The 13,567-nt window shown below is 39.0% G+C and carries 11 protein-coding genes; 6 read left to right on the top strand and 5 right to left on the bottom strand.

All coding sequences use genetic code 11. The features are described from left to right. Nucleotides 1-15 precede the first annotated feature (15 nt). From hypE to hypF, 5 genes are all read right to left on the bottom strand, one after another. Entirely contained in the window at nt 16-1,119 is a 1,104-nt protein-coding gene (hypE, locus tag IAR63_RS06415; protein ID WP_187707384.1) for a hydrogenase expression/formation protein HypE, read from the bottom strand. A gap of 7 nt (nt 1,120-1,126) precedes the next feature. Beyond that, nucleotides 1,127-2,254 carry a hydrogenase formation protein HypD gene (gene hypD, locus IAR63_RS06420; RefSeq protein WP_187707003.1) on the bottom strand — a complete coding sequence of 376 codons (1,128 nt, stop codon included), beginning with the start codon at nt 2,252-2,254 and terminating at the stop codon, nt 1,127-1,129. A 15-nt stretch (nt 2,255-2,269) separates the two neighbouring features. Continuing rightward, a complete protein-coding gene (locus tag IAR63_RS06425; RefSeq protein ID WP_187707004.1) occupies nt 2,270-2,545 on the bottom strand; it encodes a HypC/HybG/HupF family hydrogenase formation chaperone in 276 nt (91 codons plus the stop codon). 108 nt (nt 2,546-2,653) lie between these two features. After that, nucleotides 2,654-4,201, bottom strand: a complete 1,548-nt coding sequence (locus IAR63_RS06430; RefSeq protein ID WP_187707005.1) for an ATP-binding protein — start codon at nt 4,199-4,201, stop codon at nt 2,654-2,656. Nucleotides 4,202-4,247: 46 nt separating this feature from the next. Beyond that, the gene (gene hypF / locus IAR63_RS06435; protein ID WP_187707006.1) at nt 4,248-6,647 is read right to left on the bottom strand and encodes a carbamoyltransferase HypF; all 2,400 of its coding nucleotides are present in this window, start codon (nt 6,645-6,647) and stop codon (nt 4,248-4,250) included. A 2,685-nt stretch (nt 6,648-9,332) separates the two neighbouring features. On the opposite strand from hypF, the gene IAR63_RS06440 reads away from it, so the two are divergent. The 6 genes from IAR63_RS06440 (at nt 9,333) to IAR63_RS06465 (ending at nt 13,292) form a co-directional block, all read left to right on the top strand. Beyond that, the gene (locus IAR63_RS06440; protein WP_187707007.1) at nt 9,333-9,533 is read left to right on the top strand and encodes a hypothetical protein; all 201 of its coding nucleotides are present in this window, start codon (nt 9,333-9,335) and stop codon (nt 9,531-9,533) included. A gap of 229 nt (nt 9,534-9,762) precedes the next feature. Further along, nucleotides 9,763-9,921, top strand: coding sequence for a hypothetical protein (locus IAR63_RS06445; RefSeq protein WP_187707008.1), 159 nt, complete (start codon nt 9,763-9,765; stop codon nt 9,919-9,921). Between the two features lie 348 nt (nt 9,922-10,269). Continuing rightward, nucleotides 10,270-10,476: a hypothetical protein gene (locus IAR63_RS06450; protein ID WP_187707009.1), complete on the top strand. Its 207-nt coding sequence runs from the start codon at nt 10,270-10,272 to the stop codon at nt 10,474-10,476. A gap of 921 nt (nt 10,477-11,397) precedes the next feature. Next, nucleotides 11,398-11,595 (top strand): hypothetical protein, encoded by a 198-nt coding sequence (locus IAR63_RS06455; RefSeq protein ID WP_187707010.1) that lies wholly within the window; start codon nt 11,398-11,400, stop codon nt 11,593-11,595. Between the two features lie 816 nt (nt 11,596-12,411). Further along, complete coding sequence (locus tag IAR63_RS06460; RefSeq protein ID WP_187707011.1) at nt 12,412-12,570, top strand: hypothetical protein; 159 nt, start codon at nt 12,412-12,414, stop codon at nt 12,568-12,570. A 431-nt stretch (nt 12,571-13,001) separates the two neighbouring features. Further along, nucleotides 13,002-13,292 carry a hypothetical protein gene (locus tag IAR63_RS06465; RefSeq protein ID WP_187707012.1) on the top strand — a complete coding sequence of 97 codons (291 nt, stop codon included), beginning with the start codon at nt 13,002-13,004 and terminating at the stop codon, nt 13,290-13,292. Nucleotides 13,293-13,567: the final 275 nt, after the last annotated feature.

The raw sequence follows: 13,567 nt of genomic DNA on the forward strand, positions 1-13,567 counted from the left end.
CCGAAGACTATTAGATTAACATATTCTCGGTAGCTGCTCTCCCACCAACATATCCACCATTCTTTCTGCACCAAAAACAGTTTTTAAAAAAACTATTCCAGGTAGTTGCTCAACTACTTGTCCAATAATTGCTGCTTGTTTTCCCAAGGGATGATCTTGCATGGTGGATAATACCAGTTCTGCTTGCTCCTGGGGAACAACAACCACTATTTTACCTTCGTTAGCTAAATACAATGGATCTAAACCAAGTATTTCACACATTCCACTCACCTCCTCTCTAATAGGAATGGTCTGTTCATTGATTTTTATCCCTAGATTTGCTGTTTGGGCAAATTCGTTTAATACGGTCGCTAAACCTCCCCTAGTTACATCTCTCATAGCATGAATATGAGGACAGACCTTGATAATTTCACCTACCAGTTCATGCAATGGTTGACTGTCGCTTTCTATATCTGTTTCTAATTCTAATTCTCCTCTAGCTATTAAAATTGCCGCACCATGATTCCCTATTTCTCCATTAATAATTACCATATCCCCCGGTTGAATATGGCGAGGTGAAATTTTAATTCCCTGGGGTATTATCCCTATCCCAGCAGTGTTAATAAATAATTTATCCGCACAACCACGATGCACTACCTTGGTGTCTCCTGTAACTATTTGCACTCCCGCTTTTTGAGCAGCATGTTGCATACTCCCCACTACTTTTCTTAATGTTTCTAATGGCAATCCCTCTTCTAAGATCATGCTACAACTTAAATATAGGGGTTTAGCACCCCCAACTGCCAGATCATTAATTGTGCCATTAACAGCTAAATCACCAATATTGCCACCGGGAAAAAACAAGGGATCTACCACGTAAGAATCGGTGGTAAATGCTAATCTATCTCCCAGTTTTCCCAGGGTTGATAAATCAAAACTTGCCTGATCTTCTAATTGTGATAAAATCTCATTATGGAAATTTTTCACAAATACATCATGAATTAAATCGCTCATGGCTTTACCACCACTACCATGGGATAGGTTAATATGGCTATCTTTAACTTGATGGGAGCGACGACCTACCTGTGCTATTTTTTGAAATAGGGGATTTTGATTTTTCTGATTTTTATCTATTGCCATACAATTGCTATATAAGAGCTGATAATCTGCCATATTTATAATATGCTGCACAAGCACCTTCAGAGGAAACCATACAAGTTCCTATGGGTGTTTCTGGTGTGCAAGCTGTGCCAAATACTTTACATTCCCAAGGTTTTAAAACTCCTTTAAGAATTTCTCCACATTGACAGGCTTTATGATCGGGCACTTTCAAATTGGGAATAGTAAATTTGGCTTCTGCATCAAATTGAGCATATTCGGGACGTATTTTCAAACCAGAATTAGGAATTTCTCCCAACCCCCGCCATTCAAATTTCTCGCGAACTGTAAAAACCTGATTCATGGCTTGAATGGCATTTTGATTTCCCCCTTTCTCAACTAACCGATTATATTGGTTTTCTACTTCACACCGATTTTCTTCTATTTGTTTTAATAACATCCATATAGATTGGAAAATATCCAATGGTTCAAATCCAGAAATGACAATCGGTTTATGATATCTTTCGGGAATAAACTCATATGGATCTGTTCCAATAACCATGCTTACATGACCTGGACCAACAAAACCATCTAGTTGTAAATCTGGATTTGCTAATAATGCTTCCAATGCTGGTATAACTAATACATGATTGGAAAATAAACTAAAGTTTCTAATGTTTTCTGCTGCTGCTTGTAATATGGTAAATGCAGTGCTAGGAGCAGTGGTTTCAAATCCTAAACCAAAAAATACTATCTCTTTTTCAGGGTTTTCCTTGGCAATCTTTAAACTATCCAGAGGAGAATAGACCATTCTAATATCTGCTCCCTCAGCTTTTGCTTGTAACAAGCTGGTTTTAGACCCTGGAACCCTCATAGCATCCCCAAAAGTAGTGAAAATAATCTGCTGGTTTTGGCAAAGGGCGATCGCATCATCTATTCTACCTTTTGGCATGACACATACCGGACATCCAGGTCCATGAATTAGTTCAATGTTATCTGGTAATATTTCCTCAATGCCATATTTAAAAATTCCATGGGTGTGTCCACCACATACTTCCATTATTTTGAGGTGTTTGTTTTTGTGGGAATTTCTTGAGATTTGAAGACTCAGTTGTGCAATTTCTTTTTGTAAACCTTGAGCTTTTTCGGGGTTACGGAATTCATCTACATATTTCATAATTTTACCAAGGTGTTATAAATTGCTCCTTTGCAGGTCTTTGGTATCACCATTGTTAGCAATTTCCTGTAAAAGGGCTAAGGTTTCTGCTGCTTCCTGTTCATTAATTCTGTTCATAGCAAAACCCACATGAACTAACACCCAATCTCCCAGACATTTTTCGGGTGGGTGTTCCTCATCAACAATACATGCTATATTGATTTGACGCTTAACTCCTCCAACCTTAACTATTGCTAGTTTATGTTCTGGATTGCTGATTTCTATTATTTGTCCAGGTATTCCTAAACACATATCTCTTTCTCGACCTAATTAGAGTTTACTAGAGTTTAACATACATCTTTGGAAAGAAAATGTGGCGTTGCACAATAATTGAGCTTCAATTATCTGATATCTAACGCTCTAGCTACGAATCACTGTAATGGTTCTTCCCTCTGGACTAATGGCCTGTTCCATACTAATCCTCTCACCCATGGGTGGTAATCCCGGACGGTGATCAAAAATTACTAACCAACCTCTATCTAATCCTAACCCACCCAGATATTTATCCAATTGGGTCAAACCCTTCGTTAACGGATCCGATTTTCCCCCCCAAACCTTTAACTCTATGCCCATCACTACCTTGCCATAGCGTAAACAAATATCCATTCTTCCAGAACCAACGGCATATTCCCGTTCTAAAGTGCCACCACCATTCACTACCCGATGTAAAAACGCCATCAAAACTAAATGGGGAGCAATTTCATGATAAGGCGCACTTTTGAGTAATGGTTCCCCATGTTGTCGCCAAAACTCTAGGAAAGCATTTAAGAGTTTGTCAGGATTTAAAGTATTATCAGTATTTAACCAAGTAGGTTGAATCTGGGGTAGACTATCCTGACTACCCTGGGACAAAACACGAGGAATCACCTCCTGGTAAATGGGATTGGCAATGGTTAGTCCTCCCAAGGGACTGCGCTTTACTAAACCTAAATCTAGCAAGAAACGGCGATCATCCTCTGGGGTATCTGGTAAGTCCGATCCAGCTAACATGGGTTGAATAATGGCTTTGACCCGATCTTCCCGTAAGCGCTCTGCCAAACTATCCAAATGGGTATCCTGGCGCTGAATCAGAACTTCTTTGGCTTGGTTAATTACTTCAGCGGTAATGGGTTGAGTAATATCTTTCACTAACACCTGAGTGGCTTGACGAGCTAGGGCGTTTACTAACCATGGTTGCCCATCGGTTAAATAAAATGTTTGTTTAATTGCTTCCGGGGTAAAAATTTGTCCTGTAGCTTGCGTATGTTGTAAGTAAAGTTCTTCCACCTCTGACAGAGTGAAATTACTTAAAGTCAAGGATTCCGCTTTGATATTGAAAGGACTTGACGTATTCAGTCGTTCACTTCCACCAGATTTAACCTTATAGTCCCGCACATCCCGCATACCAATTAACCCCACCGAATGGGGAAATCCCCGAGGACGACGGGGAAAACCTGAGCGTAATTGTCTTAAAATTAGGATTAAAGCTTCATCTGTTAGGGAATCGATTTCATCTAAAAAGATTACAAGAGGTCTTGGAGATTGTGCGGACCACTCACTTAAAGTTTTGCCTATTCCTGAGTCTGTTTCACGCTCTGGCCAATAGGATGGTTGTAGTTCTTTGGGTAAATAAAATTTGATTGCCTGTTTCCATTCTTCTAAAATAACCTGCTCCGCTTGCTGGGGATTATGGGAGAATACTGATCCCACTTCAACGGAAAGCATAACTGAGGTATATTTTCCACTATCAGTCAATTCTCGTGCTAAGGCTATCATAGCTGTAGTTTTGCCGACTTGTCGCGGCGCGTGAATTATAAAGTAGTTTTCTCCGTCAATTAGTGCTTTCAAATCCGGTAGTCGAGCTGTGGGAGAGAGCATATAGTGGATTTCGGATTTACAGGGTCCAGCAGTATTAAAGTATTTAGGCATAATTGTGAGCTATAATTTAGATTGATTCTTGGGTCGGAACGCTTAGTTAGGCATTTTGCCCACATCTAGCTGCAACAATCATAGCTTGTCCCAGAGATATTCCTCCATCATTTGGAGGTACTTTACTGTGAGTAAGAACTTCCATGCCCATATTTTGCAGTAATTTAGTTGTTTGCTGTAAAAGAATTCGGTTTTGAAATACTCCCCCGGTTAGTGCTACTTGATTGGTTTTATATTCTTGACTCAATTGTTTAACTGTTTCTATAATCAAATGGGCTAGAGTTAGGTGAAACTTGGCAGCTATTTCCCCTATTGCAACTTGTTGGTTTATATCTTCTAAGATTCCTTTCCACATGGGAGCTGTGTTTATATAGTACATTCCATTGAATTTTTCAATATTTTGATGTGATGGATAACTGGATATATCATTTAGTATTTCAGGACTGATGCTGGACTCCATTTCTATAGCTGCTTGTGCTTCGTAGGTACATTCTTCCCGACAAATCCCAATTGCTGCTGCTACCGCATCAAATAACCTACCTACAGATGATACAAGGGGTGAGTTAATATTTTTTTCCACCATTTGATCTAGCAATTTCAAAGGATGTTTTTGTAGAAACCGCACAATTTCTAGAGAGGGGTATTGCTCTTGAACCTCTTGCCAATTTAAAGCACTATTGAGGTGAGCATAAGTATTTCTCCAGGGTTGGTAAATAGACTGTTTCCCTCCTATCATAGGTACTGGTTTAAAGGTAGCCAGTCTTTGGCAATTAGAGTAATCAGCCAGGAAAAATTCTCCTCCCCAGAAATTACCATCTTCTCCATATCCTAAACCATCAAAAGCTACACCTAATACTGGCTGGCTATTTAAAGGTATTTTGTTTTCCCCTAGACAAGCTGCAATGTGAGCATGATGATGTGGAATTTCATAAAGTTGAATTTCATTACTGACTGCTAATTGTCTACCTAGTTTTGATGATAAATATTCCGGATGTTTATCAATGGCAATAATTGCTGGTTTATGGGCGAATAAATTGAGATATAAATTTAGGGTTTCTTGATAGGTAGCAAAAGCGGAGGCATTTTCTAAATCTCCTAAATGTTGTGATAAAATAGCCTCACCTGCTCTCAATAAACAAAAGGTGTTTTTCAATTCTCCACCCATGGCTAAAATAGGTGGCGTCTTTTCAAAACCTTGTGGTAAAATAATCGGTGCTGGTGCATATCCCCTAGCGCGTCTGAGAATTTGGATTTTTTGATTAACTACTCTCACTACTGAATCATCTAGTCGGTTAATAATATCTCGGTTATGTAATAAGAAATAATCAGCTATTGAACCTAACCTTTTTTTGGCATTTGAATTATCAATACATTGAGGTTCATCGGCAATATTACCGCTGGTGAGAACTATGGGAACATTCATTCTCCTGAGAATTAAATGATGTAGAGGGGTATAGGGTAACATGAAACCCAGAGTGTTTTGACCAGGTGCGATCGCCCTAGCTATGGGCTTCCCAATTTGGGATTTTACTGAGTTATGTGGCAAGTTATTTTGGGGATTAATTTTTAATAAAACAATTGGTGCAGCAGGACTAGTTAATAAATCTTTTTCTAAATCAGAAATCTGACAATATTGAGATATTATATTGATATCTCTAGCCATTAAAGCAAAAGGTTTATGATAACGTTTTTTTCGCTGTCGTAGTTTTTCAACCACAGTTTCCTGGGTAGCATCACAAGCTAAATGGAAACCACCTAAACCCTTAATAGCAACAATTTCACCTTTTTGTAATAAGGTACAAACTGCATCAACCTCATCTAACATAGAAAACATATCCCCAGTGATAGGTTGACCATCAGCACGTTCTAACCATGCACGGGGACCACAGTGAAAACAAGCTACAGGTTGAGCGTGAAAACGTCTATTATTTACATCTTCATATTCCCGGTTACACTCTCCACACATAGGAAAATCTACCATGCTAGTATTATTTCTATCGTAGGGAATGGCCTGCATAATACTTAACCGTGGTCCACAATGGGTACAGTTAGTAAAGGGATAGCGAAAATAACGACTAAAGGGATCAAAAATTTCCTTTTGACATTCAGAACAGGTTGCAGCATCGGGAACAATTTCCGTTTTCACTGGTGTTTCCATACTGGGAGCAATGATAAATTCTGTGAGTTCATCAGCACGGAAATCATTAGACCCACACAGTGGACTCCTGATTAGTTCATGAATTTGAGCTAGGGGTGGACACTGGTCATACAGTTGCTGCACAAAAGCAGTTATTTTTTCCTCACTCCCCACAATCCGGATTAAAACTCCATCCCCATCATTACATACATCTCCTTTTAAACCAGCATTTTTAGCCAAGCGGTAAACCGTGGGACGAAAACCTACACCCTGAACAGTACCCCTAACTCTTATTTGCTCTGTTCTCATGTTTTTACTGCAAAAGCATATTCATATTATATTCTAATAGGGTTGGTGGAATATTTGAGGGGAGGTTAGAAAATGCGATCGCCTTTATGAATGGGGTTGTCGATCCGAATATCAAATATTGATGGTTGAAAGAAGACCTTATATGGGCACACAGATTTCTATGATGAAAATATATCATTGTCAAGTCAAGTAGTCAACCCCCCAATGGAAAATTTTCTGGCGCGTAATAAGTACCCAGGCAAATTTAATTTTACATATTCATTGAAGAAATAATTTCTGTAAGGGTTATCTGTTAGGTCTTTTCAGTTATCAGTTCCCTCCCTGAACTGCGAAATTTATTTTGCACGACCACTTACATAGAGTTCGTGGAATATTAGGAGGGGTAAAAAATGCGATCGCTCTTATGAATGGGGTTGTCGATCCGAATATCAAATATTGATGGTTGAAAGAAGACCTTATATGGGCACACATACTCCCATGATGAAAATATATCATTGTCAAGTCAAGTAGTCAACTCCCCAATGGAAAATTTTTGGCGCGTAATACATATATAGGTTTGGTGGAATATTTGAGGGGAGGTTAGAAAATGCGATCGCTCTTATGAATGAGGTTGTCTATCCGAATATCAAATATTGGTGGTTGAAAAAAGACCTTATATGGGCACACAGATTTCCATGATGAAAATATATCATTGTCAAGTCAAGTAGTCAACCCCCCAATGGAAAATTTTCTGGCGCGTAATACGTAGGGTTCGTGGAATATTAGGAGCGGTAAAAAATGCGATCGCCTTTATGAATGGGGTTGTCGATCCGAATATCAAATATTGATGGTTGAAAGAAGACCTTATATGGGCACACATATTCCTATGATGAAAATATATCATTGTCAAGTCAAGTAGTCAACCCCCCAATGGAAAATTTTCTGGCGCGTAATAAGTACCCAGGCAAATTTAATTTTACATATTCATTGAAGAAATAATTTCTGTAAGGGTTATCTGTTAGGTCTTTTCAGTTATCAGTTCCCTCCCTGAACTGCGAAATTTATTTTGCACGACCACTTACATAGAGTTCGTGGAATATTAGGAGGGGTAAAAAATGCGATCGCCTTTATGAATGGGGTTGTCGATCCGAATATCAAATATTGATGGTTGAAAGAAGACCTTATATGGGCACACATATTCCTATGATGAAAATATATCATTGTCAAGTCAAGTAGTCAACCCCCCAATGGAAAATTTTCTGGCGCGTAATACATAGAGTTCGTGGAATATTAGGAGGGGTAAAAAATGCGATCGCTCTTATGAATGGAGTTGTCGATCCGAATATCAAATATTGGTGGTTGAAAAAAGACCTTATATGGGCACACAGATTCCCATGATGAAAATATATCATTGTCAAGTCAAGTAGTCAACCCCCCAATGGAAAATTTTCTGGCGCGTAATACATAGGGTTCGTGGAATATTAGGAGGGGTAAAAAATGCGATCGCTCTTATGAATGGAGTTGTCGATCCGAATATCAAATATTGGTGGTTGAAAAAAGACCTTATATGGGCACACAGATTCCCATGATGAAAATATATCATTGTCAAGTCAAGTAGTCAACCCCCCAATGGAAAATTTTCTGGCGCGTAATACATAGGGTTGATGGAATATTCGGAGGGGGGACTAAAAAATGCGATCGCCTTTATGAATGAGGTTGTCTATCCGAATATCAAATATTGGTGGTTGAAAAAAGACCTTATATGGGCACACAGATTCCCATGATGAAAATATATCATTGTCAAGTCAAGCAGTCAACCCCCCAATGGAAAATTTTCTGGCGCGTAATACATAGGGTTCGTGGAATATTAGGAGCGGTAAAAAATGCGATCGCTCTTATGAATAGGGTTGTCGATCCGAATATCAAATATTGATGGTTGAAAAAAGACCTTATATGGGCACACAGATTCCCATGATGAAAATATATCATTGTCAAGTCAAGTAGTCAACCCCCCAATGGAAAATTTTCTGGCGCGTAATACATAGAGTTCGTGGAATATTAGGAGGGGTAAAAAATGCGATCGCCTTTATGAATGAGGTTGTCTATCCGAATATCAAATATTGATGGTTGAAAAAAGACCTTATATGGGCACACAGATTCCCATGGTGAAAATATATCATTGTCAAGTCAAGTAGTCAACCCCCACAATGGAAAATTTTTGGCGCGTAATACATATATAAGGTTGGTGGAATATTTGAGGGGGGGTTAGAAAATGCGATCGCTCTTATGAATGGGGTTGTCTATCCGAATATCAAATATTGGTGGTTGAAAAAAGACCTTGTATGGGCACACAGATTTCCATGATGAAAATATATCATTGTCAAGTCAAGTAGTCAACCCCCCAATGAAAAATTTTCTGGCGCATAATACAGGGTTGGTGGAATATTTGAGGGGAGGTTAGAAAATGCGATCGCTCTTATGAATGAGGTTGTCTATCCGAATATCAAATATTGGTGGTTGAAAAAAGACCTTATATGGGCAAACAGACTCCCATGATGAAAATATATCATTGTCAAGTCAAGTAGTCAACCCCCCAATGGAAAATTTTCTGGCGCGTAATACATAGGGTTCGTGGAATATTTGAGGGGAGGTTAAAAAATGCGATCGCCCTTATGAACTGGTTGTCTATCCGAATATCAAATACTGGTGGAATATTTGGAGGGGGGACTAAAAAATGCGATCGCTCTTATGAACTGGTTGTCCATCCGGGAATATGAGATGTTGATGGAATATTCGGAGGGGGGATTAAAAAATGCGATCGCCTTTATGAATGAGGTTGTCTATCCGAATATCAAATATTGGTGGTTGAAAAAAGACCTTATATGGGCGCACAGATTCCCACGATGAAAATATATCATTGTCAAGTCAAGTAGTCAACCCCCCAATGAAAAATTTTCTGGCGCATAATACAGGGTTGGTGGAATATTTGAGGGGAGGTTAGAAAATGCAATCGCTCTTATGAATGGGGTTGTCTATCCGAATATCAAATATTGGTGGTTGAAAAAAGACCTTGTATGGGCACACAGATTCCCACGATGAAAATATATCATTGTCAAGTCAAGTAGTCAACCCCCCAATGGAAAATTTTCTGGCGCGTAATACATATATAGGGTTGATGGAATATTCGGAGGGGGGACTAAAAAATGCGATCGCTCTTATGAATGGGGTTGTCGATCCGAATATCAAATATTGGTGGTTGAAAAAAGACCTTATATGGGCACACAGATTTCCATGATGAAAATATATCATTGTCAAGTCAAGTAGTCAACTCCCCAATGGAAAATTTTTGGCGCGTAATACATATATAGGTTTGGTGGAATATTTGAGGGGAGGTTAGAAAATGCGATCGCTCTTATGAATGAGGTTGTCTATCCGAATATCAAATATTGGTGGTTAAAAAAAGACCTTATATGGGCACACAGATTCCCACTATGAAAATATATCATTGTCAAGTCAACTAGTCAACCCCCCAATGAAAAATTTTCTGGCGCGTAATACATATACAGGGTTGGTGGAATATTTGAGGGGAGGTTAGAAAATGCGATCGCTCTTATGAACGGGATTGTCTATCCGGGAATATGAGATGTTGGTGGAATATTCGGAGGGGGGACTAAAAAATGCGATCGCTCTTATGAACTGGTTGTCTATCCAGGAATATGAGATGTTGATGGAATATTCGGAGGGGGGATTAAAAAATGCGATCGCCTTTATGAATGGGGTTGTCTATCCGAATATCAAATATTGGTGGTTGAAAAAAGACCTTATATGGGCACACAGATTCCCATGGTGAAAATATATCATTGTCAAGTCAAGTAGTCAACCCCCCAATGGAAAATTTTCTGGCGCGTAATACATAGGGTTCGTGGAATATTAGGAGGGGTAAAAAATGCGATCGCCTTTATGAATGGGGTTGTCTATCCGAATATCAAATATTAGTGGTTGAAAAAAGACCTTATATGGGCACACAGGTTTCCATGATGAAAATATATCATTGTCAAGTCAAGTAGTCAACCCCCCAATGGAAAATTTTCTGGCGCGTAATACGTAGGGTTCGTGGAATATTCGGAGGGGTAAAAAATGCGATCGCCTTTATGAATGGGGTTGTCTATCCGAATATCAAATATTGGTGGTTGAAAAAAGACCTTATATGGGCACACAGATTTCCATGATGAAAATATATCATTGTCAAGTCAAGTAGTCAACCCCCCAATGGAAAATTTTCTGGCGCGTAATACGTAGGGTTCGTGGAATATTAGGAGGGGTAAAAAATGCGATCGCCTTTATGAACTGGTTGTCTATCCGAATATCAAATATTGGTGGTTAAAAAAAGACCTTATATGGGCACACAGATTCCCATTATGAAAATATATCATTGTCAAGTCAAGTAGTCAACTCCCCAATGGAAAATTTTTGGCGCGTAATACATATATAGGTTTGGTGGAATATTTGGAGGGGGGACTAAAAAATGCGATCGCTCTTATGAATGAGGTTGTCTATCCGAATATCAAATATTGGTGGTTGAAAAAAGACCTTATATGGGCAAACAGACTCCCATGATGAAAATATATCATTGTCAAGTCAAGTAGTCAACCCCCCAATGGAAAATTTTCTGGCGCGTAATACATATATAGGGTTGATGGAATATTTGAGGGGAGGTTAAAAAATGCGATCGCCCTTATGAACTGGTTGTCTATCCGAATATCAAATACTGGTGGAATATTTGGAGGGGGGACTAAAAAATGCGATCGCTCTTATGAACTGGTTGTCCATCCGGGAATATGAGATGTTGATGGAATATTCGGAGGGGGGATTAAAAAGTGCGATCGCTCTTATGAATGAGGTTGTCTATCCGAATATCAAATATTGGTGGTTGAAAAAAGACCTTGTATGGGCACACAGATTCCCATGATGAAAATATATCATTGTCAAGTCAAGTAGTCAACCCCCCAATGGAAAATTTTCTGGCGCGTAATACATAGGGTTCGTGGAATATTAGGAGGGGTAAAAAATGCGATCGCCTTTATGAATGGGGTTGTCTATCCGAATATCAAATATTGGTGGTTGAAAAAAGACCTTATATGGGCACACAGATTCCCATCATGAAAATATATCATTGTCAAGTCAAGTAGTCAACCCCCCAATGGAAAATTTTCTGGCGCGTAATACATATATAGGTTTGGTGGAATATTAGGAGGGGTAAAAAATGCGATCGCCTTTATGAACTGGTTGTCTATCCGAATATCAAATATTGGTGGTTAAAAAAAGACCTTATATGGGCACACAGATTCCCATTATGAAAATATATCATTGTCAAGTCAAGTAGTCAACCCCCCAATGGAAAATTTTCTGGCGCGTAATACATATTAGGGTTCGTGGAATATTCGGAGGTGGGGTTTAGAAAATGCGATCGCCTTTATGAATGAGGTTGTCTATCCGAATATCAAATATTGGTGGTTGAAAAAAGACCTTGTATGGGCACACAGATTCCCAGTATTAAAATATATCATTGTCAAGTCAAGTAGTCAACCCCCCAATGAAAAATTTTCTGGCGCATAATACAGGGTTGGTGGAATATTTGAGGGGAGGTTAGAAAATGCAATCGCTCTTATGAATGGGGTTGTCTATCCGAATATCAAATATTGGTGGTTGAAAAAAGACCTTGTATGGGCACACAGATTCCCATTATGAAAATATATCATTGTCAAGTCAAGTAGTCAACCCCCCAATGGAAAATTTTCTGGCGCGTAATACATATATAGGGTTGATGGAATATTCGGAGGGGGGACTAAAAAATGCGATCGCTCTTATGAATGGGGTTGTCTATCCGAATATCAAATATTGGTGGTTGAAAAAAGACCTTATATGGGCACACAGATTTCCATGATGAAAATATATCATTGTGAAGTCAAGTAGTCAACCCCCCCAATGGAAAATTTTTGGAGACTAATATATATGTAGGGTTGGTGGAATATTCGGAGGGGGGACTAAAAAATGCGATCGCTCTTATGAATGGGGTTGTCTATCCGAATATCAAATATTGGTGGTTGAAAAAAGACCTTGTATGGGCACACAGATTCCCATTATGAAAATATATCATTGTCAAGTCAAGTAGTCAACCCCCCAATGAAAAATTTTCTGGCGCATAATACAGGGTTGGTGGAATATTTGAGGGGAGGTTAGAAAATGCGATCGCTCTTATGAATGAGGTTGTCTATCCGAATATCAAATATTGGTGGTTGAAAAAAGACCTTGTATGGGCACACAGATTCCCATCATGAAAATATATCATTGTCAAGTCAAGTAGTCAACCCCCCAATGAAAAATTTTCTGGCGCATAATACAGGGTTGGTGGAATATTTGGAGGGGGGACTAAAAAATGCGATCGCTCTTATGAACTGGTTGTCCATCCGGGAATATGAGATGTTGATGGAATATTCGGAGGGGGGATTAAAAAATGCGATCGCCCTTATGAACTGGTTGTCTATCCAGGAATATGAGATGTTGATGGAATATTCGGAGGGGGGATTAAAAAATGCGATCGCCCTTATGAACTGGTTGTCTATCCAGGAATATGAGATGTTAATGGAATATTTGAGGGGAGGTTAGAAAATGCGATCGCTCTTATGAATGGGGTTGTCTATCCGAATATCAAATATTGGTGGTTGAAAAAAGACCTTATATGGGCACACAGATTCCTATGATGAAAATATATCATTGTCAAGTCAAGTAGTCAACCCCCACAATGGAAAATTTTTGGCGCGTAATACATATATAAGGTTGGTGGAATATTTGAGGGGGGGTTAGAAAATGCGATCGCTCTTATGAATGGAGTTGTCGATCCGAATATCAAATATTGGTGGTTGAAAAAAGACCTTATATGG

The organism is Cylindrospermopsis curvispora GIHE-G1 (assembly GCF_014489415.1).
Lineage (GTDB): Bacteria > Cyanobacteriota > Cyanobacteriia > Cyanobacteriales > Nostocaceae > Raphidiopsis > Raphidiopsis curvispora_A.